17 protein-coding genes are annotated in these 24,403 nt (G+C 40.7%); 8 read left to right on the top strand and 9 right to left on the bottom strand.

Annotation, left to right across the window (positions count from 1 at the left end; genetic code table 11):
• Nucleotides 1-5: 5 nt before the first annotated feature.
• From A6754_RS01495 to gnd, 3 genes are all read left to right on the top strand, one after another.
• Complete coding sequence (locus A6754_RS01495; RefSeq protein ID WP_066442019.1) at nucleotides 6-1,331, top strand: 6-phospho-alpha-glucosidase; 1,326 nt, start codon at nucleotides 6-8, stop codon at nucleotides 1,329-1,331.
• Between the two features lie 88 nt (nucleotides 1,332-1,419).
• Nucleotides 1,420-2,961 carry a gluconokinase gene (gntK, locus tag A6754_RS01490; protein ID WP_066442018.1) on the top strand — a complete coding sequence of 514 codons (1,542 nt, stop codon included), beginning with the start codon at nucleotides 1,420-1,422 and terminating at the stop codon, nucleotides 2,959-2,961.
• A 126-nt stretch (nucleotides 2,962-3,087) separates the two neighbouring features.
• On the top strand, nucleotides 3,088-4,494 hold the full coding sequence (gene gnd, locus A6754_RS01485; protein ID WP_066442017.1) for a decarboxylating NADP(+)-dependent phosphogluconate dehydrogenase: 1,407 nt from the start codon (nucleotides 3,088-3,090) through the stop codon (nucleotides 4,492-4,494).
• Nucleotides 4,495-4,557: 63 nt separating this feature from the next.
• Here the strand turns inward: gnd and A6754_RS01480 are convergent, their stop codons facing one another.
• Nucleotides 4,558-5,316 (bottom strand): ABC transporter ATP-binding protein, encoded by a 759-nt coding sequence (locus A6754_RS01480; protein ID WP_066442015.1) that lies wholly within the window; start codon nucleotides 5,314-5,316, stop codon nucleotides 4,558-4,560.
• Nucleotide 5,317: 1 nt separating this feature from the next.
• Nucleotides 5,318-6,394: a FecCD family ABC transporter permease gene (locus A6754_RS01475; RefSeq protein WP_066442014.1), complete on the bottom strand. Its 1,077-nt coding sequence runs from the start codon at nucleotides 6,392-6,394 to the stop codon at nucleotides 5,318-5,320.
• Between the two features lie 112 nt (nucleotides 6,395-6,506).
• Between A6754_RS01475 and A6754_RS01470 the strand changes: the two genes are divergently transcribed.
• Entirely contained in the window at nucleotides 6,507-7,559 is a 1,053-nt protein-coding gene (locus A6754_RS01470) for an ABC transporter substrate-binding protein (RefSeq protein ID WP_066442013.1), read from the top strand.
• A gap of 77 nt (nucleotides 7,560-7,636) precedes the next feature.
• Here the strand turns inward: A6754_RS01470 and A6754_RS01465 are convergent, their stop codons facing one another.
• Nucleotides 7,637-8,419, bottom strand: coding sequence for an SDR family oxidoreductase (locus A6754_RS01465; protein WP_066451247.1), 783 nt, complete (start codon nucleotides 8,417-8,419; stop codon nucleotides 7,637-7,639).
• Between the two features lie 248 nt (nucleotides 8,420-8,667).
• Here A6754_RS01465 and A6754_RS01460 point away from each other — a divergent pair, with 248 nt between their 5' ends.
• Both A6754_RS01460 and A6754_RS01455 read left to right on the top strand, forming a co-directional pair.
• A complete protein-coding gene (locus tag A6754_RS01460) occupies nucleotides 8,668-9,630 on the top strand; it encodes a TRM11 family SAM-dependent methyltransferase (RefSeq protein WP_066442012.1) in 963 nt (320 codons plus the stop codon).
• A gap of 268 nt (nucleotides 9,631-9,898) precedes the next feature.
• Complete coding sequence (locus A6754_RS01455) at nucleotides 9,899-11,344, top strand: DEAD/DEAH box helicase (protein ID WP_066442010.1); 1,446 nt, start codon at nucleotides 9,899-9,901, stop codon at nucleotides 11,342-11,344.
• A gap of 171 nt (nucleotides 11,345-11,515) precedes the next feature.
• Here A6754_RS01455 and A6754_RS01450 read toward each other — a convergent pair whose 3' ends face one another.
• The 3 genes from A6754_RS01450 to A6754_RS01440 all read right to left on the bottom strand — a co-directional run bounded on the left by A6754_RS01450 (nucleotide 11,516) and on the right by A6754_RS01440 (nucleotide 15,596).
• Nucleotides 11,516-12,904 (bottom strand): sucrose-6-phosphate hydrolase, encoded by a 1,389-nt coding sequence (locus A6754_RS01450; RefSeq protein ID WP_066442008.1) that lies wholly within the window; start codon nucleotides 12,902-12,904, stop codon nucleotides 11,516-11,518.
• Between the two features lie 141 nt (nucleotides 12,905-13,045).
• Complete coding sequence (locus A6754_RS01445) at nucleotides 13,046-14,455, bottom strand: sucrose-specific PTS transporter subunit IIBC (RefSeq protein ID WP_066442007.1); 1,410 nt, start codon at nucleotides 14,453-14,455, stop codon at nucleotides 13,046-13,048.
• A gap of 151 nt (nucleotides 14,456-14,606) precedes the next feature.
• A complete protein-coding gene (locus A6754_RS01440; protein ID WP_066442005.1) occupies nucleotides 14,607-15,596 on the bottom strand; it encodes a LacI family DNA-binding transcriptional regulator in 990 nt (329 codons plus the stop codon).
• Between the two features lie 171 nt (nucleotides 15,597-15,767).
• Between A6754_RS01440 and A6754_RS01435 the strand changes: the two genes are divergently transcribed.
• Nucleotides 15,768-16,250, top strand: a complete 483-nt coding sequence (locus tag A6754_RS01435) for a YusW family protein (RefSeq protein WP_066442003.1) — start codon at nucleotides 15,768-15,770, stop codon at nucleotides 16,248-16,250.
• A 123-nt stretch (nucleotides 16,251-16,373) separates the two neighbouring features.
• Here the strand turns inward: A6754_RS01435 and A6754_RS01430 are convergent, their stop codons facing one another.
• Nucleotides 16,374-21,923 (bottom strand): pullulanase, encoded by a 5,550-nt coding sequence (locus A6754_RS01430; protein ID WP_066442002.1) that lies wholly within the window; start codon nucleotides 21,921-21,923, stop codon nucleotides 16,374-16,376.
• Nucleotides 21,924-22,363: 440 nt separating this feature from the next.
• On the opposite strand from A6754_RS01430, the gene A6754_RS01425 reads away from it, so the two are divergent.
• The gene (locus A6754_RS01425) at nucleotides 22,364-22,735 is read left to right on the top strand and encodes a VOC family protein (RefSeq protein ID WP_066442001.1); all 372 of its coding nucleotides are present in this window, start codon (nucleotides 22,364-22,366) and stop codon (nucleotides 22,733-22,735) included.
• Nucleotides 22,736-22,819: 84 nt separating this feature from the next.
• On the opposite strand, the gene A6754_RS01420 is transcribed toward A6754_RS01425, so the two are convergent.
• A complete protein-coding gene (locus A6754_RS01420) occupies nucleotides 22,820-23,425 on the bottom strand; it encodes a response regulator transcription factor (protein WP_066442000.1) in 606 nt (201 codons plus the stop codon).
• Nucleotides 23,422-24,342 (bottom strand): sensor histidine kinase, encoded by a 921-nt coding sequence (locus tag A6754_RS01415; protein WP_082851575.1) that lies wholly within the window; start codon nucleotides 24,340-24,342, stop codon nucleotides 23,422-23,424. The genes A6754_RS01420 and A6754_RS01415 overlap by 4 nt, the downstream gene beginning before the upstream one ends.
• Nucleotides 24,343-24,403 lie beyond the last annotated feature (61 nt).

The following is a 24,403-nucleotide window of genomic DNA, read 5'->3' as shown; positions in this document are numbered from 1 at the left end:
GATACATGAAGAAATTTTCAGTTGTCATCGCAGGCGGAGGAAGTACTTATACACCAGGGATTGTTATGATGCTATTAGATAATCTGGATCGTTTTCCCCTTCGCACGTTAAAACTATATGACAATGATGGTGAAAGACAGGCTATGCTTGGGGATGCACTGGACATTGTGATGAGAGAAAAAGCACCGGATATTGAGTTCAGTTTTACAACAGATCCAGAGGAAGCCTTCACGGATGTAGACTTCTGCTTTGCACACATTCGCACTGGAAAATATGAAATGCGAGAGAAAGATGAAAAAATCCCATTAAAACATGGTGTTCTTGGCCAAGAAACTTGCGGTCCTGGCGGAATTGCTTACGGAATGAGAAGCATCGGTGATATGATTGAGATGATTGATTTAATGGAGAAATATTCACCAGACTGCTGGATGCTGAACTATTCAAACCCTGCGGCGATTGTAGCAGAAGCTTGCCGCGTTCTTCGCCCGAATTCAAAGGTATTGAACATCTGTGATATGCCTGTAGGAACACTGCGCAGAATCTCACATATCATTGACAAAGAGCCACAGGATTTAGAAGTCCGCTATTTCGGATTGAACCACTTTGGCTGGTGGACAAGCATCAAAGATAAAGAAGGCAATGAATATTTACCGGCAATTCGTGATTATGTGGCTGAACATGGCTATCTGACGCAAAAAGAAGTGGACACACAGCATACAGATGCAAGCTGGCAGGATACACATAAGAAAGCAAAAGATCTATTAGCAGTAGATCCAAGATTCTTGCCAAACACGTATTTAAAATACTATTTATATCCTGATTATGTGGTGGAGCATTCAAACCCAGATCACACAAGAGCAAATGAAGTCATTGCTGGCAGAGAAAAGACCGTCTTCTCTATGGCAAAAACAATCATTGAAAATGGAACTTCTGAAGGCTGTGAATTTGAAATGGGTGCTCACGCTACCTTTGTTGTCGATCTAGCTCGTGCGATTGCCTTCAATACACATGAAAGAATGCTTCTGATCGTAGAAAACAATGGAACCATCGCAAACTTTGATGATGACGCAATGGTTGAGGTTCCATGTATCGTAGGAAGCAACGGCCCAGAGCCACTAAGCCAAGGTAAGATTCCTGAATTCCAGAGAGCCTTAATGTATCAGCAGGTGACGGTTGAAAAATTAGTCGTTGAAGCGTATATTGAAGGCAGCTATCAGAAATTATGGCAGGCTCTAACACTTTCAAAAACAGTGCCAAGTGCAAAAGTAGCAAAAGAAATACTGGATGATCTAATTGAAGCAAATAAAGGCTACTGGCCTGAGTTACACTAAACAATAAATAAACTGAGAAAAGGCGAAAAAGTGTAAGTTCATTTTTCGCCTTTTCTATTGAATTAGAGAAATTGAGGTGAGCAAAAAGGTGACTACCTATATGCTAGGAATTGATATCGGCACCACTAGCACCAAAACCGTTTTATTTAGTGAATACGGGCAAGTTATTCAAGCTGAAAATATTGGATACCCACTATACACTCCAGATATAACAACAGCTGAACAGGATCCGGATGAAATCTTTAAAGCTGTACTGCAAGCTGTTTCGAATATTATGAAGCAGCACAATGATAAGAAGCTATCGTTTATCTCTTTTAGCAGTGCCATGCACAGTGTCATCGCAATGGATAAAAATGACGAGCCCCTTACGCCTGTCATTACGTGGGCAGACAACCGCAGTGAAGCATGGGCTCATAGAATTAAGAATGAGTTAAATGGTCATGCCATTTATAAACGAACCGGGACGCCAATTCACCCTATGTCACCTTTAAGCAAAATAGCCTGGCTGGTCCATGAACATCCTGAAATTGCTCTGGGAACGAAAAAATACATCGGCATTAAAGAATATATTTTTAAAAGACTCTTTGATCAGTATGCTGTCGATCATTCGATTGCATCGTGCATGGGCTTGATGAATCTTGAAAAACTCGATTGGGATCAAGAAGCATTAGAGGTTGCTGGCATCACATCTGCTCAGTTATCAGAACTCGTGCCAACGACTAAAATTTTTAAAGGCTGTGATCCAGCTCTAGCGAAACAAATGGGGATTGATCCTGAGACTCCTTTTGTCATTGGGGCCAGTGACGGAGTTCTCTCAAATCTCGGTGTCAACGCAATCCGAAAAGGGGAAATTGCGGTCACGATTGGGACAAGCGGTGCCATCCGGACGATTATTGATAAGCCGAAAACAGATGATAGAGAACGAATCTTCTGTTATGCCTTAACGGAGAAGCATTGGGTCATTGGCGGACCGGTCAATAATGGCGGCATGGTTCTGCGCTGGATTCGGGATGAGCTTGCAGCATCAGAAGTTGAAACGGCGAAAAGGCTGGGCATTGATCCTTACGATGTATTAACGAAGATTGCAGAACGAGTAAGACCAGGGGCAGATGGTCTCTTATTCCATCCATACCTTGCAGGTGAACGTGCTCCCTTATGGAATCCCGATGTGCGCGGATCATTCTTCGGTTTAACACTATCACATAAAAAAGAACATATGATTCGAGCAGCCTTAGAAGGGGTTGTTTACAATCTATATACTGTCTTTTTGGCACTCACAGCATGTATGGATAGCCCGGTTACCCGCATTCAGGCAACAGGCGGATTTGCACGCTCAGAAGTTTGGAGACAAATGATGGCCGACATCTTTGGAACAGAAGTAGCGGTGCCAGAAAGCTACGAAAGCTCATGTCTTGGTGCATGTCTTTTAGGCTTATATGCGACAGGAAAAATTGACTCATTTGAGCGTGTTTCTGATATGGTTGGCAGCACCTTTAAACATACACCTATGGAAGAGGCATCAAAGGAATACAGACAATTGATTCCGATATTTATCAGCTTGTCCAAAGTATTAGAAGAGGATTATACGCGTATTGCCCAATATCAGAGAGGCTTAATAAAACCTCAGTAAAAGGTTTTTTCATAACCTCCTCATAGTGCACAGTGAAAATAGAAATAATTTTAGTATAAAGCTTATTTTGGCAGTAACTATTTGCAGATGTTACTGCCTAGTCATCAAGAAAAAGGAGCAGTAGCTATGTTGAATACAATTGGTGTGATCGGTTTAGGTGTTATGGGCGGTAATCTTGCCCTGAATATGGCGGATAAGGGAGAACCAGTAGGTGTTTATAATTATACAAGTGACCTAACGGATCAGCTTATGGAAAAGCTAGAAGGACAAACCATTCGTCCCTTCTATAACATTGAAGCTTTTGTACAATCTTTAGAAAAACCGCGGAAGGTTTTCTTGATGGTAACAGCAGGCAGAGCGATTGATGAGGTCATTGCAAGCTTAACTCCTTTTCTGGAGGAAGGAGATATCATCATGGACGGCGGCAACTCTCATTATGAAGATACAGAACGCAGATATGATGAACTGCAAGGAAAAGGAATCAGATACTTAGGAATTGGCATTTCAGGCGGCGCAGAAGGAGCTCGAACAGGTCCTTCCATTATGCCTGGCGGAGATCGTGAGGCTTATGAACAAGTCGCCCCTATTCTGACGAAAATCGCTGCACAGGTTGATGGTACACCTTGCTGTGCCTATATGGGCCCTAAAGGGGCCGGCCATTTTGTCAAAATGGTACATAACGGGATTGAGTATGCAGACATGCAGCTCATCACCGAGGCTTATACTTTTTTAAAAAATCGGTTAGGGTTATCTGTTGATGAAATTGCTGATATTTTCGAATCCTGGAATGAGGGAGAACTAAAAAGCTATCTAATTGAAATTACCGCTGATATTTTACGAAAAAAAGATGATGTGACCGGCTTGCCGCTAATACAGGTGATCCTTGATAAAGCCGGGCAAAAAGGAACCGGCAAATGGACAAGCATTCAAGCGATCGATCATGGAATTCCAAACTCGATCATTACAGAATCGCTATTCGCTCGTTACCTCTCTTCTTTAAAAGAAGAACGAATGACTGCCGAAACCATTTTGTCTCTTCCTGACATAGAGCTGCAGGAGCTGGATAAAGAGGTTTGGATTGAACATGTCAGACAAGCTTTATATATGGGAAAAATATGTGCTTACGCCCAAGGGTTCACTCAATATAAAATGACTTCAGAGCAGTACGGCTGGAACTTGCCATTAAAGGATATTGCGCTTATTTTCCGCGGCGGCTGCATCATCCGCGCCGAATTTTTAAATATCATAAGTGAAGCATATGAAGGGAATTCCAGTCTAACCAATTTATTAATCTCTCCCTATTTTGCTGAGAAAACAAAAGAGTATCAAAGGAACATGAGAAAAGTCGTTTGTGAGGGTATTCAATCTGGCATCTCATTCCCAAGCTTAGGTGCCTCCCTCACCTATTACGATAGCTACCGGACAGGGACTTCCAATGCAAGCATGATCCAGGCACAGCGTGATTATTTCGGTGCTCATACTTATGAAAGACATGATTTAGAAGGCAGCTTTCATACAAACTGGCAGGAATAACGGATCGCACTATTTAAAAGCGAAGTAAGGAAATGATTGTCCTTGCTTCGCCTTTTCTAAAACCTATAAATAAGCTATACCAATATGGCCAGTTACAGGATTTTGATAAATTTCACACTTAACATCAAAAACAAATTCAATATTCTCCTTTGTAAGAACCTCTTCCGGCTTTCCATAAGTGACGACCGATCCATTTTTCAGTAAATATAAATAATCACAATACGATCCAGCTAACGTTAAATCATGCAGTGCAGCTAACGTACCGATATTGATCTGCTTGACCATTTTGATGATTTCAATCTGATATTTAACATCTAAATGATTGGTCGGTTCATCTAAAATTAAAAACTTTGGTTCTTGAGCTAATACCCGTGCCAGGATAACCCTTTGTTTTTCTCCGCCCGATAATGTTAAGAAACTGCGATTCTTATAAGCTAATAGATTTACTGTTTTTAACGCCTGCTCTACCATTTCATGATCTTTTTTTGCTTCAGAATCTAATAGTTTTTTATGAGGCGTCCTGCCCATCATCACCATTTGTTCCACTGTAAAATCAAAGCTGATTTCATTGAATTGACCTACTACGCCTATATGTTTAGCAATTTTCTTCGACTTCTCCTTTAGTACATCCATTTCACCAAGCTTTACGTACCCTTTATTTGGTGATAAAACCTTATAGATGCTTTTGAGCAGGGTTGATTTACCGCACCCATTTGGACCAAGAATACCAACGAATTGCTCGCTGTTTACACGAAGTGAGATGTCATCAACAATTTGCTTTTTCCCAATTTCAATTGAAATGTTTTCAACCTGCAGATTCAATTTAATTCCCTCCGAATCCATATCCTTTTTTAATCAGCATGTACATAAACATTGGCGCACCAATCATGGCGGTGACAACGCCGATCGGCAATTCCACTGATGGCAAAATGATTCGGGCAAAAATATCTGCCCAGATGAGAAAAATAGATCCAAATAAAATGGCAGCCGGAAGCAGTTTTCGATGATCAGAACCGACAATACTTCTAATTAAATGTGGAATGATCAGTCCGACAAATCCAACCATTCCTACAGAGGCAACCGTAATTCCAGTTAAAATCGCCGTAATGGTCATATAAATTCTTCTGTATGTACTTAAATTGATGCCCAGAGTAACGGCTGCTTCATCTCCAAGCAGCATCGTATTTAAATTCCTTGATTGAATAAGAAAATAAATAATCCCTATTAGTACGATGATTGTGAGAAGCGGTATTTCACTCCAGCGAGCACTGGCAAGGCTTCCCATGCTCCAAAAAGTAATCGTCCGGATGCCCTCAGCATTATTGGCAATATAAATAATAAAGTTTGAAAACGCGGAAAATAGAGCATTAATCACCATTCCCATTAGTACTAATTTAACGGAAGTCATCTTCCCGCCTATGCTCGAGAAGGTAAGGACAAAGACGCTGGCAAGAAGTGCTCCCGCAAACGCACCAAATGCTAAACCAAACTGAGAAAAGATCGTGCCTGCACCAAAACCAATCAGTACGGCGAATGTTGCACCTAAAGTGGCTCCTGAAGAAATCCCCAGAATATATGGGTCAGCTAGAGGATTTTGGACAGTCGCCTGCATAATCGCACCACAAAGTGCCAGAGCAGCTCCTACAAGCAAAGCCATTAAAACACGCGGAAACCGTATGCTCCATATGATATTAACACTGGATCCATTTTCGATTTCTCCACCGCCAAACATTTTATGAACTAATATTCTAAATGATTCTGAGAAAGGGATATCCACTTGTCCTAGTGAAACGCCCATCACAATAGATAATAAAAGAATGATAATAGCGCCAGAATAGATCATTGCCAAAAACGTTTTTGATTGCACAAAGCCTTTGCTTGAATGATGGTCCACTTTCATTTCCTCCAAAAGAAAAGATTGTCAAAATGAATCTCTTCCTCTATACTAATCGAGAAAGATTATCATTGTCAATTAGCCTTTCAAACTATAAAACTCAAAAGGTGGAGGAAATATGAAAAAATTCTCATGGTTAGTGTTCGCATTCGTTTTATTCCTGTTAGTTGGCTGCTCAAATCCGGAGCAATCAAATTCAGCTGATAGCTCAAACACAGAAGAAGAGACAAATACAGAAGAAACAGCTGCATCCGATTCAAACGAAACACAGTACCCGCTTACAATTGATAACTATTTAACAACCGATGGCGTTACATATGAAACACATTCTCAAACATTTGAGGAAGCACCAAGTAAAGTAGTAGCCAATACACAAGGAATGGCTGAAATTTTAGTTCACTTAGGATTAACAGACAAAATTGTTGGGGTCTCTGCACTATATGGAGAAACAGATCCTGAAATTGCTGAAGACTTTGCAAAAATTCCTGTCATTTCAGAAGGATATGCCAGCAAGGAACTTGTTGTCGGCGCAGACCCTGACTTTGTAATGGGACGTGCAGGACTATTCCAGGATGCCGAATGGGGTGTTGGTTCAATCACCGGCTTAAATGAACTAGGCATTAATACATTTGTACAGCATGCCAGTCTAACTGGTGGAACGCTTGATAGTTTATATAAAGATATTGAAGATATCGGTCAAATTTTTAACGTTCAAGATGCTGCTGCAGAATATATCAGTGAACTAAAAGAAGAACAGAGCGCGATTGAAGAAAAAGCCAGTGAAAAGCCATTAACATATGCATATGTATTCGATGGCGGTGAAGGCAAGATTTCCCCTGATCCAGGTGGAGACTATACATTTATTGCTGACATTCTTGACAACTTGAATCTAACAAATGCTTTAGCTGATAGTGAAGGAACAGTGAGTGTAGAACAATTAGTAGAAATTAATCCGGACATCTTTATCCTTTCTCATTATGCAGGCGGTCCTGATACGCAAGCTACAATTGACAGCTTCTATAACGATGAAGCACTGCAGAGCATTAATGCCATCAAAAACAAAGCGATTATGGTAATCGACTTCAACCAATTCTTTGGGTATGGTCCAACTATTTTAGACGGAGCTTCAAAGCTGGCAGATGATGTTGCTGCTAATGAGAATTTGAAATAATAATAACTTCAAAGGTTAAATTGATATTTTTATAAGAAAAGTCCTGCTCTCTCTTTTGAGAAGCAGGACTTTTCAATTTAATATTTATAAGATTGTCCGCCATCAATGGGAATAACCGTTGCATTAATGAAGTTAGCCTGATCAGATAGCAGGAATGCCACTAAATAACCCACTTCTTCAGGTTTACCGAATCGTTTCATTGGGTTTGGCTGAACAAATTGCTTTCCGACCTCTTCCCAGTTAACAGGATCCATTTGTTTCAATGACCCTTCCACCATTGGTGTCATGATTGCCCCAGGAGCAATCGCCTTGACCGTAACTCCATACTGGCCATATTCAATCCCTGAGTTTCTAGTTAAACCCACTACACCATGCTTACTTGCTGCATATCCAGATTGGTTTCCAACTCCGCGAATACCGCCAACTGAAGCTGTATTTACAACAGATCCAAAGCCTTGTTCTTTCATGACTTTTAATACATATTTCATACCGTAGAAGACACCATTTAAGTTGACGCTTACTACTTTCTCAAACTCATCACTGCCATAATTCTCTGTTAGATTTTGTTTTCCTTCAATGCCAGCATTATTAAAGAAGCCATCAATCTTCCCAAACTTTTGAACGGTTTCATTTACAAAGTTTTCAACTGCTTTCTCATCAGCCACATCCGCCGTAATCAAAAGCATCTCTGCGTTTGGCACAACTTCTAATATCTTGCTTTTTGTTTCTTCTAATGAAGCTTCATTTAAATCAACAAGCGTAAGCTTCGCTCCTTCTTTTGCAATCTGCAAAGCAGAAGAATAGCCTAAGCCTGACCCTGCACCTGTAATAATAACTACTTTTTCATCAAAACGATTCATCATTCCATTTCCTCCAGTCGCTATTATTTCTTGTACAGTGCTATATTGCACTTTTTTTCATTGATCTAAACTTTTTGATTGAGCAGTACCTTTTAAAACATAAAATAATCGTACTGTGGCTGAGCTGAGCAGCTGCAGACAAAAGAAGGAAACAGGATATAACGACCTTTTTCGTTTTCAAGAGAGTTTATAGGCTATAATAGATTTATAGCATTTGATCAGTGAACCAAGAAGGGCTAAAAACAAACATGACAACATTTAACTTGCAATCAACAGAATTTCTATATGCCTATACACATGGCCGGGAAGAAAAATCGCTCTGTGCACTGGAGCAGCGAGCCATTTTCGGGGAAGAGTCAGACCACCTTATAATCAGCACTAAAAACATAGACCCAAACAGAAGCCCTTTTATCAGAAGCAAACTTTCCATTCTTTTCTCAGGCCAATCTGTTCAAGAGATCTCTGAACAGGTTCCACAGCTCGAACTGGGCGGCCAAACCTTTAAGGTTATTTTTATGAAAATAAATGATCTTTCTGATGAGGGTAAAATAGAATACGCAGAACGCCAGCAAATTGAAAGAGAAATTGGCTGGAATGTCAATGCTGATGCGAAAATGAAAAACCCTGATATCCTTTTCGGCATTGTACCGTTTAAAGGGCTGTGGTATTTCGGCATTTACCAGGAAAATGAGAATGTTTGGCTGCACCATGTTAAGAAGCCTCAAGAATACTCAACAGCCATAAGCGCACGTCTAGCCAGAGCTGTTGTAAATATTGCGGTTCCAGATCCAGCAGGTGTCAGCGTAATCGATCCTTGCTGCGGAATTGGAACGGTTCTTGTCGAAGCACTCTCCATGGGTATTCCTATTGTTGGATCCGACCGCAATCCTTTAGCCGTAAAAGGATCCAGAGAAAATATCGCTCAATTTCACTTTGACGGAACAGTGAAGATAAAAGACATTGCCGACGAAGAAGGTCATTATGATGTGGCTATCATTGATATGCCTTACAACCTCTATTGCCGAGCGACAGAGGAAGAACTGTTCACGATCATCAAGAACGCTAGAAGAATAGCAGATCGAGTTGTGATTCTCACAATTGAAGACATGGATGAGATGATTTCCAAAGCCGGTTTTACGATCGTTGACCGGTGTGTTGCCAATAAAGGGATTAAGGCGCTATTTTCACGGCAGGTTGTTGTCTGTGAATAGAGAAAAATAGATATCTGCGGAAAAACCGTTATTTGCAAAGCGAGCAGTCCGATTTCTGCTCGTTTTTTACTTTCATCGCATCAATGGGCACAGCACAGGAGAAAGAACGATATAGCAGCTAAGCCTCTGTCCTCGTCTTTTAGGCTTGTCAGCCTGCAATTCTTGGTTTTGTCCTGCTTTTTTCAAGTATAATGAATCATATTCAGATTATATTGTGGCTTTAAGAGAATGATATAGATGACAATAATACAAAAAATGAGGTTAAAAAATGAGTAATAGCCGTTTTGCGGAGTATCAGCTGAGTGAAGAAATAAATAGAGCAATAGCCGTTTTAAAATACGAAGATCCAACAGAAGTTCAAAGCAAAGTCATTCCATTAGCATTAGAAAATCAAGACCTTGTCGTAAAAGCCCAAACTGGAAGTGGAAAAACTGCCTCCTTTGGTATTCCTCTTTGCGAAATGGTTGAATGGGAAGAAAAGAAACCACAAGCCCTTATTCTTACTCCAACGAGGGAACTTGCCGTTCAAGTCCGCGAAGACATGACGAACATTGGAAGGTTTAAACGCATTAAAGCAGTAGCTGTATACGGAAAAGAACCTTTCTCAAAACAAAGGGATGAATTGAAGCAAAAAACACATGTGGTTGTTGGCACGCCTGGACGGGTTCTCGATCATATTGACCGCGAAACTCTTGAACTGGATCAAATAAAGTACCTCATTATCGATGAAGCTGATGAGATGCTGAATAGAGGTTTCATTGATGAAGTGGAGGCGATCATTAAAGAGCTGCCTTCCAACCGAGTAACTATGGTGTTTTCTGCTACATTGCCTGCAGATATTGAGAAGCTTTGTCATCAATATATGAATCATCCTGCTCATATTGAAATTGAATCAAATGGGGTAACAGCCGATACAATTGAACATGGTTTAATTGAAGTGACTGAAGAAGAAAAAATCTCACTTCTTAAGAACATCACGATTGCAGAAAACCCAGACAGCTGCCTCATATTCTGCCGGACAAAAGAACATGTAGATACGCTATTCAGCGAACTTGATCAAGCCGGATATCCTTGTGAGAAGCTTCACGGCGGACTTGAACAAGAAGACCGTTTTGCTGTTATGGAAGGCTTTAAAATGGGGAACTTCCGTTACCTTGTAGCCACCGATGTGGCTGCGAGAGGCATTGATATTGATAATGTAAATCTCGTCATCAACTATGATGTTCCAATGGAAAAAGAAAGCTATGTGCACCGAACAGGAAGAACAGGCCGTGCCGGCAATAAAGGAAAAGCCATTACGTTTGCTACACCTTATGAAGAAAAGTTTATTAAAGCCATTGAAAGATACATCGGCTTTGAGATTCCTATTATAGAAGCTCCGAGTGAAGAGGAAATCGCTGGCGGGAAAGCTGCTTTCGAAGAAAAACTCAGCGGCCGTCGGGTTGTAAGAAACAATAAAACAGCACGAATCAACCAAGACATTATGAAGCTTCATTTCAACGGCGGCAAAAAGAAGAAAATCCGCGCTGTTGACTTTGTTGGAACCATTGCAAAAATCCCTGGAGTAACCGCAGAAGATATCGGCATTATCACCATCCACGATCAAATGTCGTATGTTGATATTCTGAACGGAAAGGGCTCACTCGTTTTACAAGCGATGGAGAATTCAACGGTTAAAGGGAAGAAATTGAGAGTTAGTAAGGCGATTAAATAGAGTATTGCTAAAAATCCCCCCTTATTCTGAGAAAAAAAGGGGGGATTTTTGACATTTAAAGTTTAAATAATAGTTATAACAAGCGAGAGCCTCCACCTGCTTAAATCCTTCTTGTCTATATAATGCAATAGTGCCCAAATGCTTGCCGTTCATCTGCCATATTTCTTCCGCTTAACCAAGATCCCACTTAATCAAAGTAAATTCTGCTTTTCCTTCAATGCTAACTATCACATTTTCGGAATCTGGAAAATAGCGCGCAGTAAATACCTCTTCACCACCATTGATAAAAATTTCCAAGGAGGAATGGTCCATAAATATGTGCAGCTTAGAAACAGAAGCTAGTTTGCAGGTTCTTGATTCTGCCTCACCCGTCTTTAAATTTCTCCTTTTTAACGTAAGTTTGCCGGTATCATAACTTAAGGATGCTTCATTTCGAAATGTAATTTTAAATGGACCATTTTTTTGGAAGTCTATAACTAATTCTGCTGAAACAGCTTCAAATTCATTATTTTTCACCAAAGCTTGATCTTTTCGAAGCTTTTTCAATTCTTCCACTGGTTTTTGAATAACTTTCCCGCCCTGAAGTTCTAATTCTCTTGGAATGGTCAGGGCATGAACCCAGCCATTCTCAACGGTTGGCTGATGTGCTTCCATCTCATCGGTAATCCCCATCCAGGCGTATAAAATAGTTCTCCCGATTTCATCTGTAAAGGTTTGCGGTGCATAAAAGTCAAAGCCGCGGTCAAGTTCAGTAAATGACCCATGCTGATACTTCAATGGCTCATAATCCAGCTCCCCGATAAAATAACCAGATTGGAATAAATTCTGATAAAAATCACCGTCTGGATTAAGTCCCTGAGGCGAAACCAATAAGACATCTTTGCCATTTAAATGAATCAGATCCGGACATTCCCACATATATCCAAAGTCCTTCAGGCCATTCATATCCGATCCGGCAATCGTCCCCGCTTCCTCCCAATGAAACAAGTCATTAGAATGAAACAAGGCTACTATCCCTTTTTCATCCAAGGTCTGTGCGCCAACAACCATATACCAGTGGTCACCTTTCTTCCAAACCTTCGGATCGCGAAAATGGGGTGTATACTGTTCGGGAAGCTTTAACACAGGACCAAGCTTTTCAAATTGAATCCCATTTTCAGACACGGCAAGGCATTGATACGTTTCCCGGGTTCCATCATCATTCTTCACATTTCCTGTGTAAAAGAGGTACAGTTTTCCATCCTCTTCTACCGCACTGCCAGAGTAACAGCCGTTTTTGTCATACCACTCATCTGGAGCCAAGGCAATTGGCTCCTCCCGCCAATAAACCATATCTTCCGACGTATAATGACCCCAAAATTTTGCTCCATGCGCCGTTTCAAACGGATTCCATTGGTAGAAAACATGATATACACCTTTAAATTGGATTAACCCATTCGGATCATTCAGCAGTCCAACCGGCGGCATAAGATGATAGTTCAGCCGGTAAGGATCATTTTTAACCTTATTTCTATATTTTTTTACTTCCTTATAAGCTTTTTGAATAAGGATTTCTGTCATTCCAGAACCTCCTCTAAAGGAATGGTGATCTTCGCAAATTGTTGTATTTAAAAAGTAGTTTCTTAGTGCGATTTCCACTCCAGGGTACTCGCTTTCCAGCGGGGCGGGTGCTGATCATCCAGGCCTGCTGTAGTCAAAGCATTACTCAGACTTGCCTATTTTCTCTTGTTCTTTATCAGAGAAGCCGAACATCCATGTCAAAACAAACGCAACAGCAACGGCAACAACGTTTACTAAAATATATTGCAGAACCTGGCCATCTAAATAAAGCAGTATGCCAGGAAGTGCGGTAACTGCCATACCCGTTGCCTTTATCCCTAGTATTGAAGCTAAAAATCCACTTGCGGCTCCGCCGATCAGTGCCATAATAAATGGTTTCCCATAACGAAGGTTTACCCCGAAAACAGCTGGCTCGGTGATTCCCAAAAAGGCTGATAATGAAGATGGCAGAGCCAATGCCTTTAATTTTGCAGATTTTGTTTTTAATCCAACTGCCAAAGCCGCTCCCCCCTGTGCAGCTACCGCACCAGTTACAATAGCGTTATATGGGTTGTTATTAAACTCAGCAAGCAGCTGAATTTCCAGCATATTGAACACATGGTGGACACCTGTGATGACGATTAGCTGATTCAGTCCGCCGATTAATAGTCCGGCTAGACCAAATGGCCATGAAAGGACATGTGTGGCAACATCTAAAATTCCTTGTTCAACTGCATGGAAAATAGGTCCGATCACTAATAGTGAAAGAGCAATCATCACAAGCAATGTAAGAAACGGTGTAAGAATTAAGTCTAATGATTCAGGTGTGCGTTTTCTAATCGCTCTTTCAAGCTTTGCTCCAATTAGACCCGCAATAAATGCTGGAATAACGGATCCCTGGTAACCAACGACTGGAATAAAGTCGAAGAAGCGCAGTGCTTCCACATTCCCGCCTGCAACATCATAGGCATTTGGCAGCGAAGGAGATACGAGCATAAGACCAAGAACCAAACCAATAATCGGCGTTCCTCCAAATACCCTAAACGTTGACCAGGCAACAAGTGCTGGCAGGAAAGCAAATGCTGTATCTGTTAAAACCTGTGTGAACAGCAAAAAGTTTTCTGAGATATCATCCGGCTGCATGCCAAAGAGGTCTAATATTTGTTCTTGCATAACCAAGCCGCGGATCCCCATAAATAATCCGGTTGCGACTAACACAGGAATAATGGGTACAAAAACATCTCCAAAAGTACGGATTGCCCGTTGAAATTTCGATCCGCTTTTGATTGCTTCTTGTTTCTGTTCGGAAGCAGATGTCGTATCAAGCCCCAAACTTGTTATCTCTTCATAAATTCGATTAACTGTGCCAGTGCCAAAGATAATCTGGTATTGACCAGAGTTATAGAACGCTCCTTTTACTTTATTGATTTGTTCTACTTGTTCCTGATCAACTTTTTCCTTATCGATGACCATAATTCTTAATCTTGTTGCACAATGGGCTACTGATTGAATATTATCCTTGCCGCCAACAGCCTCCATTACATCTTGTGCAATTTTGCGATTTTCCGACATTTTAATCACCCCTGTTTGTTTGTGGAATCGATTCCATATAACTAAGAGTACACTAACTTTTTAGAATATTCAACTTTATGGTATCGATTCCATGTTTGACAAAAATAAAGTGTAATCAAAATCCGCAATAATGAAATCGATTACACCGTCATTATATACTTGAACGTTCAATAAGTCTATATTCTACTTTCCTGATTTTTTCATGAGTATTTCTACCATTTATTTGATCTAATAATAAATCAGCTGCTTCAAGTCCCACTTCTTCCATTGAGAAATCAATGGTCGTTAAGGACGGAGAAACGAATCTGGATAGTTCTGATGCCCCCATTCCTGCTACGGCGATATCATCTGGTATGGATAAACCTGCTTCTTTAATATATTGCATAGCGCCAATAGCAAGCCGGTCTGTTACAGCAAGCACCGCATCAGGCTTTTGTTTAGAATTTTTGACGATTTCTCTCATTGAATGATAGCCAGAGTCCACATCAAAAATCCCCTGTTGAACCCAGCAGTCTTCAATCGGCAGGTTAATTTCTTTCATTGCATCCAAGTAGCCAGCTTTTCTTAAATAGCCAACCGAGCGGTCCTCTTCGTGTACGCCTATAAATGCAATATGCTTGTACCCTTTTTTAATCATAAGGTTAACCAAATCTTTAGAGGCCTGATAATCATCAAAAAGCACATTGGAAATTTTCGATATCTGCTGCCCTACTGTTACAAATGGGATTTTCAGCTGGCTGATTTCCTCAACTAAAGGCTGATTAATAATTGTCGTAGATAAAATAATTCCATCCACATGCCTGCTTTTCAATAGCCTTAAATACTCGATCTCCTTTTCAGGAACAAGATTTGTATTGGTTAAAAGAATCTGATAGCCTTCTTTTGCAAACACTTCGTCCAAACCTTTTACAAGACGGCTCGATGTTTCAGTGCTGATTTTAGGAAGAATAACACCAATCACCTTCGTTTTTTTCGTCCGTAAAGATTTAGCATTTTCGCTGGGTATATACCCTGTCTCCTTGATTACCTTTAAAACTCTCTTCTTAACATCTTCACTCACGTAACCATTATTATTGAGAACTCTTGAAACGGTTGTGCGCGAAACACTTGCCCTTTCAGCTATTTCTTTAATCGTTATCATGAATAGACCTCCTGGGCACCAAATAACCGTATAGTTTGTCATATGTATTTTAACAAAAAATATCTGGAGATTAAAATTTTTTCCTGTCCCTTACATGTATAAGGGTAAATGGTTTACCCTGCATCTCATTTGGCAATAATGAAAACAACGAAAATGAAGGAGTGATGTCCAGTGAAAAAAAATATACTATTGGTGGGTATTTTACTGGTTTTATCCATCGTTCTTGCTGCTTGTGGTGATAATGATGAAGTAGAAAACCCTCCAGAGAACGCTGCAGAGAGCAATCAGCAGCAGACAGAAGAAAATAATACAGCTAACGAAAGCACTGACAATACTGGATATAATTTTACACACTTTGATCTTGATGCAGATTATCAAGATCATAATGATGCTCTTGATGTTGACTATGAAAATGAAACAAATGACCAAATGGAGGCATCCTACCGTGATCAATCACAGGATATCGATTTAAATGGTGACGCAGCGATGGAAGAACTAGACAGTATGTTTTCTTCTTTTAACTTTGATGAAAATACACCAGATGAAGAAGTTTTAACTACAGTAAGTGAGGCATTCAGCATACCTGAAGACGCGCAAAATATTGAGTTAGAGATTCAATTTAGCGGTGGAGCTGAGAAGGAATATCGGAAGTAGATTGGTGGGAGGCTTGGGGTTCAAGTCTTCCTTCAATTTTTGAAAGGCAAAGAGAAAAACCCAAACTACTAATAAGCCTAGTAGTTCGGGTTTATAAATATGCCTCTGCCTTTTCAAGCTTTGTTAATGTTTCTTTTTCTTTCCGCGTTTTTTCTCTCCGCCTACTTTCATAATCACGGCAGTTAGAGCATCAATTGTAATGGTATCTTTGGATAATTCAAATCCAGATGGGTCTTTCACTTCTTTAATCCCTGCTTCATCACTGTCTACTATTACTTTGCCGCCGCTTAAATCGTAGTCATCAAGCGTAAGTGTCCGTTCTTGATCGTCGGCATTAATGAATACATAATACGATTCCTTCTCGGACTCTTTGGCGTGATAGCCAATAATTAAATCCTGCTCCTGTATTTCTGGGGCGTCGATAAGAGTTACGTTATTGTTTACTTCATTTCTCGTACCCAATGTAAAGGCATCCGTGGAGCGGCGCAGTTCAATAAGTCCCTCTGTATAGTTCTTTGTCTCTGTTTGGACAGGATATTTTTTTGCATTTGTGGCTTTTTCCCAATCAAACTTATTCACGGCATCACTTGAATCATAGGAATCATGGATGAAATATGGGTATTCAAATGGATTGCCGTCTTTATCCGTCATAAACGTTGATTTGTATGGCGGATTGTCTACAGGATTCTTGAAATCCTCGTGCCGGAATTGCTTTGTTCGGCCATATTCCTGACCAGAATGCAGGAAGGCTGTTCCCTGTGATGTCAGCACCAGGGTATTTCCAAGTCGAATGCGCTTATGAATTTCTTCTTCATGAGCTTTCGGATCTTTTTTAATCGACTGTGCGATTACGTCATGAAGAGTTAAATTGTCATGTGCAGCAATGTAAGTTAGAACATCGCCAGGGTCATCTGCCAGGAAATTATGCGGATTGGCAGTCACATTATCGAAAATCTGCTGAATATTCCTTGGTCCGCCCGTTAAAAAGCGAGGTTCCCCTTCTGAACCGAAACCAGATTTCAGCTCATTTCTAATTTCATCAGAGAATGACGCAACGCTATCTGTATGCTGCATCCAATCCTGATCCGCCGGCATCACCTCTCCGCCAGTCTCATCGCCCGCGTATGTTCTCCATCCTTCTCCAACCATAATGATGTTGGGATTCAGTTCTTTTGCTTTGTCATAGGCGATTTGGATGGTCTCGGCATCATGGTCTCCCATCATGTCGAAGCGGAATCCATCCACTTTAAACTCATCCACCCAATAAGTGATCGAATCAACAAGGACTTTTCTGGCCATTTCATGTGTCGTGCCTAAACGCCCGCCGCCAAAACTCTCTCTTGGCGTCCCATCTGCATCCATAAAGTGATAGTAATTCGGTTCGAGATTTTCAAAAATTTCTACCTTTGCTGTATGGTTGTACACGACATCAAGGACGACGCCCATATCACGCTTGTGAATTTCCTTAATTAACTTTTTAAATTCCTTTATCCTTTTCTCGGCGTCATCCGGATCTTCCGAATACATGCCTGTTAATGAAAAATAGCTATGCGGATCATAACCCCAGTTATAATTGTTGTCACTGGATGAATACTCTAGAAGCCTTTTACGATCATATTCATTTACATTGTAAAAGTTCATGACCGGAAGCAGCTGAATATGAGTAACGCCTAAATCCTCCAAATAATCCAGCTTCTCAATGAATGCAGAAAATGTTCCATAATCGGATTTCAAATCATCTGCAATACTCGGATCTGATGTAAAGTCACGGACATGCGCCTCATAAATAATGGCATCTTCCCGTTCTTCAAATCCGTCAATATCTGCATAACGGAGTTTCGGGCCAATTTTCGATGGATCTACAATTGCTGCTTTTCCAACTGGAAATTCACTTGCTTCTTCCACATTCCATGCTGCCATTGATTTTGCATACGGATCCAGGGCGAGCACTTTCTCTCCATCCCGATCTATTTCATAATGATAATAATATCCTTTAAGGTTAGAAACACCCGTATTGCGTTTGTTTAGCGTAACCTCCCAGACTCCATGATCACCTTTCTTCATTGGAACTGGCTTGCCAATCACTTTGTCCTGATCTTTTTTGTCATATAAAATAACGGAGACATGATCAGCACTTGGCGACCAAACCTTTAACGTTGCAGATTTATTTTTGTTTAATGTTGCTCCGAGATCATCGCCATCATAGCTAAATAGCTTATCGGTAAGCTTATAGCTTTTATTCACCTGTACAGAGCGATTCATAAAAGCAGCACTGTATGGCGCAAGTTCCACATCAAAAGAACCCTTCAAATGAACAGTCTTGCCATCTTCATTCTTTACAGCTGAGCTTATTTTCACTGCATTTCCATCTTTGTCTTTCAGCTCAATATTTTCGAGGAGTTCCTGCTCTGTGAAATCTGCTGTTGATGAAAATGTCAGTTCAATCTTGTCTAATGCAACCAGCTCGCCATACTCAATTCCTTGTTCAAACTGATAATAGGGATTGGTATAGACAGTGTTGTCTCCCTCTCTAATGAAAATTTGGTTATGCTCTTCAAATTCGGAGAAAACCATATCGCCAGTCTGACTGCCTCCATTTTGTCTTTCTACTAATAGGAAGCCCATTTCTTCAGCATTTTCAGCGAGGTTTACATCTACATATGCACCATATTTCCCCGCTCGCTCATTGGAAAATGCCTGAGCACCCATAGGCCAGTTCGTACTTGGCTCCGCTACATCGCCCCATGACCATAATCCCCAAGGTTCATAGGCACCGCTCTCACTATAATAATGAATCCGCAGTGTATTTGGATCAAGATCAGCTGGTTCATATAGTGAAACGTTTCCATCCTCAGATAGCCAAATTTCATTCATTTCAGGTGATAGAATATCGACCGAAATATCCCCTGTTATATTGGCTCCATTGGAATGATTGACAAGCATCTCGACTGTCTCGGCAGCTTCCGTCAGCTTGATATCCACATAGGCACCGTAGTCGGTTAGAGGGTTATCCGTGAACGCCGTTGCTCCATTTGGCCAGCTTCCATTTTGCTCCGAAGGCTTTTCCACATCTCCCCAGAACCATAGCCCTAATCCTGTAAAATCATTGTCTGATCGTTCATAATGAACCCTTAGTGTATCCTCAGGAATCTCCGCTTCCTCTTGCTTTTCTTTCTCAATGATTGCACCATTTTCTGCAGTCAGCAGGACAGTTCCGCCTTCAGCCATGGATGGAAGTTTAATCGTAATCTGATCACCATCCGCTTTATATTCGCTGTCCGAATAATGGTCCGTCACCACAGTGTCAGCTGAGTCGACAGCTAGAGTTACTTCTTTTACACCGTTTGAGACATTCAAGCCTACATAAACAGATTCATCCTTGTGCTTGCGTTCAACCAGCAGAAATTGCTCTGCATCTGACCCTGCAATAGCAGATCGTGTACCGCGGGAAAGTGTCTCAGAGAATTCCTCTCGGAAATTAAGCACCTTTTCATAATGATTTAAAATCGCATTGTCATTGGCCCGTTCCCAGTCCATGTTGTACCGATTATCCTGGATTGGGTAGTTATTCGCTCCGCTTAAGCCAAGTTCCTCGCCATAATAGATCACTGGCTGTCCCTTTGCTGTCAGCTGCAGTGAGGCTGCTGCCTTTAACTTTCCTTCATCATTGCCGAGGGAATATAAGAAACCATCTTCATCATGACTGCCAAGGAATTGCCCGAGCGTTGCTGTATTGGAGAGACTGCTATTTCTGCTTTCAAGGAGCTCATTCGCATGTTCGATATTGCCATTAACAAAATCTCTGGCAATTTCTTTAAACTGAAAATCAAGCAATGAATCCATTTCACCTGTCTGCAGGAAATCAAAATCTTCATACTGATTGGCTCCCCAAGCTTCGCCAATCATCTTGAAAGAAGGATCTGCATTTGTCATGGCATTTTTAAATGCTTTCCATGTGGTATGTTCAGCATGCTTAACCGTATCCACCCGGAAATAAGAGATAGCATTGCCATTATCCGTCCGCGATTTTTCGATCCAGTCTTTTTGCCACTGTATGACCTGGTCACGAACCTCTGGATCTTCTGTGATAAAATCCGGAAGACCTGCAAGCTCCCCAGTAACCTCATCACTGCCTACATTACTTCCCTGTCTTACCAAAGAACTGTATGAAGATCGTTCTTCATCCGTCGGGTATCCCGGAGGCTGTTCAGCTTCAGGAAGTTCACCATCGACCTCCTTCAATCCGTACCCAGCATGATTAAGAACCACATCGACCATAATTTTCATATCACGAGCTGCTGCTTCATCAATCAGCTCATGCAGGTCTTCGATATCCCCAAAATGCGGATTCAAATTCTCGAAATCACTTCCCCAATATCCGTGGTATCCATAAAAAGGCTGATTGGGAAAAGCATCCTGGGTATTGTGCCGGACATCATATTTGATATTTTCTACAATCGGGCTGATCCAAATCGTATTGACTCCAAGGTTGTCGAGATAATTCAGCTTCTCGGTAATCCCCTTTAAATCTCCACCCTGATAGGTCCCCGGCTTACTCTTATCGTAATTTAAATTATAGGGATCATTATTTGTTGTATCTCCATCAAAAAATCTGTCTGTTAAAAGAAAATAAATAACGGCTTCGTCCCAGTCAAAGTCTTCTCCTTCAGCAAGTTCACGCGTTTTTACTTCAACTGTCGCTGTCCCGTTATGTTCATTTCCGAATTCATCCACGATCGTGAGCGGAATTTCTTTTACCCCAGCAGGCACATCTTCTTTGACTGCGATCGTCCCTTCATTTAATTCAGGATCAATTGCTAATTTTTCTGGTCCGCCGAGTGCTGACGCATCAGCAAAAATTTCCCGAATTCCCGCACCGCTCTCGTTTTCGATATTCAGAGAAAGAACGGCATTTTCGTTATAATGAATGCTATTCGGAGTTACGGTCCCAGATACAGCCATCTCCACTTTCAGATTCTTAATGACAGACTCCTCATTATACGGATCGGTGACTTCTACCGTCTGACCGTCCTTCGTTACAAGGAATGAATAAGGATAGGTTCCTTCTGGAAAATCCTCATATACATATTCATAGCGTTCATTTGCTTCATCATAGACCATCTCAAACGTATCATTTGCAACCTTTAATTCTACTTTTTCCAGGCTATCCATCTCGTCATTCTCATACAAATCGGAATCACGATAATAGAATGCTGCAGCCCCGTTATTAATCTGTGCTTGTGGAATTTCAGGGACGATATGAACATCTTCATTCCCCTGCTGTACAGTTGCTTTGGTGACTGATTCCTGCTGATTGATCTGGATGAAACGATCAATCTGCTGATTATTCGGCTCACGGTCACTCCAATCTTGTTTTCGAATGATAAAGCCTATTTCCTTTGTAGTCGGAGCTACCTCAATAAAAGCAGTAGCCGCACCGTTTTCAAATTTCGTAAAATCAATATTATCGTCCTTCACTCCCGTATTCCAAACCCAAACATCCCAGCCCTCATAATTCCCATCTTCGCGTTCATACGCCAGACGAACCGTACGGTTATCGCTACTCGATTCTGCATGTACCTCCTGATTTGGAACAAACGGCAAAGTAACACTTAGCTGCATCATGAAAATCAAGATTAATACAGTAAACCGCCTGCCTAAACTTTTTTGCATAAAGTTCTTCTCTCCCTTCCTATTTGAGTAGTTTCAACTGTATAACTAATAACAGTGGAAACGTTTGCATAAATAGGTAAAGTAAAATAAGTGAATGGCTTTCTCATGGAGTTTCATATTTGCGCAAACGCTTTCATTCAGTATCACATAGCGAAATACTATTAATCAATATGAATTAATGCGTATTTTAGGTTTATTTGGATAGATAAATAGGCTTATTTTTTGAATAATAGAAATCTAGCAATTTTTTTAAGTGATTTGTATATCACTATGCCTAAGAACCCTATTATTCACCTATTTAAAAATGGTAAAATATAGATAAAAGACTTCTTAAAAGTTGGACGTACTTGATTATTTATGAAGCGGCAGTTTGAATTTATACCTGACAGACATGGCTGCTGAAGAACGTGAAGAATATTAAAAAGCATATTGAAAGGGGAATGAATATGATCCAAAAAGTCGGACAAATTGGTATACCTGTTAAAGATTTAGATAGAGCTATAGATTTTTATAAACAGAAACTTGGCCTATCTCTTTTATTTAACACGGATAATATGGCGTTTTTTGAAAGCAATGGTTTGAGACTTTTGCTATCACTTCCAGAGAAAGAAGAATTTGCTCATGCGAGTTCAGTTATTTATTTTCAAGTGAGTGATATTAGAGATTCTTATGAGCGATTAGTAGCGGAAGATGTACGGTTTGTTGATGAACCTCATATGGTGGCTAAAATGGGAGAAACCGAGACTTGGATGGTGTTTTTTGAGAATGGTGAGGGGAATAGGCATGCGTTGATGAGTGAGGTGGAGATTTAATATAGTTTGACAGAGACCGTTATGTGCTAACGGTCTCTGATAGTTTTAATTCATCATAAATAAAGGAGGTTTTTAAACTACAATTTATATCCAGCCCTTTTCAGTTGCCTTTTGTACAGCCTGCTGCCTTGTTTCAACTTCGAGTTTTTGAATGGATAAAGATAAATAGTTGCGAATTGTGCCTTTAGTCAGGAATAACCTTTTACTAATTTCATTCGTCGTATAGCCATGCTTCACGAGCTTAAGTACGTTGATTTCCCGGTCATTCAGAGGATTTTTCTCATTCATAAATAAAGTAGCGGCAAGATCCTGACTGATTACCCTTTCACCTTGCATAATTTTGCGTATTGCACCAATTACATATTGGATAGGTTCGTCTTTCAGAAGATATGCTTCAATATTCAAATCCATTGCTTCCTGCAAATAACCGGCTCTCGCAAAGGTTGTCATAATCATAATTTTGCAAGGATAATTGTGATGGCGTATTCTCGCAGCTACTTCCAACCCGGACAAATGCGGCATTTCAATATCCAAAATGCATACATCCGGCTTTTCCTTTTCAATTAAAGCCCATGCTTCTGCTCCATCTGCTGCTTCACCCACAATATGTAAATCATCCTCAAGCTCCATAATGGATATTAAGGCACCTCTCAGCAGTTGCTGATCCTCAGCGATACTAAGTCTAATCATTTCACGCCCTCCCGAATCGGATCCAGTGGTATAGTCAGAAGCACCTTTGTTCCTTCCTGATCATACGTCACTTCGGCATTCCCCTTTAATGACCTCATCCGTTCCTTCATTGTAAACAGTCCATTGCCATGCTGCTTTTCGGATAAACCGATTCCGTTATCGATAATAGCTGCTACTACCCGGTCTTCATTCTGATATAGATGTATGCTGCAATCATTAGCATGACTGTGCTTTACAACATTCGTTACCCCTTCTCGGATACTGTAGGCAAGCATCGTTTCCTGCACACTAGACAGCAGAATATTGGTAAGCTGATAATCAATCTGCACACGGATACCGGCATTCTTAATCAACTGCTCACAATGCTTAAGCTCTTCCTGCAAAGATAAAAAATTTATTTCCGATATAATTTCACGCACCTGCTTATGTGCTGTTCGGACTGTTAGAACCATATCATCAAGTTCTTTATGAATCCTCTGATTGTCGTTTGGCACCAGCCTGGAAACAAGCTCTGTTTTTACCTTTATAACCGTCAGCGTATGCCCTAAAGTATCATGCAAATCGCGGGCAATCCGCTGACGTTCCTGCTGCATCGCAATGTAAACCGACGCTTCATCAACCTCACGCTGAAGCAGCTTGGATTTTTCAATATAATAGCGTAACCACGGTAACAGCAGGATAAAAAGCATAACAGCCAGTACAATTGATTGCGCATTTGAAAACAGTATCTCCTGATAGCGCCAAACGAGACTCGCTAGGAGGATAAAATTTACGCACGTAGCAATCCATAAAATATGCCGGTTGACAGCACGCCCGACAAAATCTGCAAAGGCAAACTGAAAGAAAATCCACTGTGGACCGCTTAAATAAGCCAAATATGCTGTCATAACAAAACCAAGCAAAACAGCAGGAAGCAACAGACCATCCTGATACCATAGTGCCGTGTAATAGACGCCTATATAAATGACGATTAATACA

It is taken from the genome of Cytobacillus gottheilii (genome assembly GCF_001636345.1).
Classification (GTDB): domain Bacteria; phylum Bacillota; class Bacilli; order Bacillales; family Cytobacillaceae; genus Cytobacillus; species Cytobacillus gottheilii.
Note: the sequence above shows the minus strand (reverse complement) of the source record. Positions and strands in the feature narration are given on the sequence as shown.